This is a genomic window from Paenarthrobacter nitroguajacolicus (assembly GCF_029952445.1).
Classification (GTDB): domain Bacteria; phylum Actinomycetota; class Actinomycetes; order Actinomycetales; family Micrococcaceae; genus Arthrobacter; species Arthrobacter nitroguajacolicus_B.
The window spans coordinates 1-594 of record NZ_JAQPPK010000076.1 but is presented as its reverse complement, the minus strand read 5'-3'; the positions used below and the strand labels follow the sequence as shown (position 1 = coordinate 594).

Genomic DNA, 594 nt, shown 5'->3' with positions numbered 1-594 from the left:
CGGGACTGCCCCGGCTTTTGTTGACTCGGGGTCTTAGGCCGCTGTGAGCGCGGTCCGGTTGATTGTTTCATATTCGATGGGCGTGAGCTTCCCCAGCCGTCGTTGCCGACGCCTGCGGTGGTAGGTCCGCTCGATCCAGGTCGTGATAACCAGCCGGAGGTCCTGCCTGGTGAGCCACCGCTGACGGTCCAGAATTTTCTTTTGCAGCAGCGAAAAGAATGACTCCATCGCGGCGTTGTCCGCGCACGCATCGACCCTGCCCATCGACCCCGTCAGCCCCTGGCGCCGGAGCGATTCGACAAAACGGCGGGACCGGAACTGGGACCCACGATCCGAATGCACCACCGTCCCCGCCGGGCGGCGTGACCGCACCGCGTTCTCCACTGCCGCCACGGCCAACGAGGACTTCATCCGCGAATCCATCGAATACCCAACGATCCTCCCGGAATAGACGTCCTTCACAGCACAGAGATAGAGCTTGCCCTCGGCCGTGGGATGTTCGGTGATGTCTGTCAGCCACAGCTCGTTCGGTGCCGCGGCGGTGAAGTCCCTCTCGACCAGGTCGTCATGAACTGGCGGCCCGGGTCTGCGGTT

General features: G+C 63.5%; 1 protein-coding gene. It reads right to left on the bottom strand.

Going from position 1 to position 594, the window contains the following annotated elements; translation table 11 throughout:
* Positions 1–33: 33 nt before the first annotated feature.
* The coding region (locus PJL15_RS22585; protein WP_281453359.1) for an IS3 family transposase at positions 34–594 on the bottom strand (561 nt) is incomplete at its 5' end.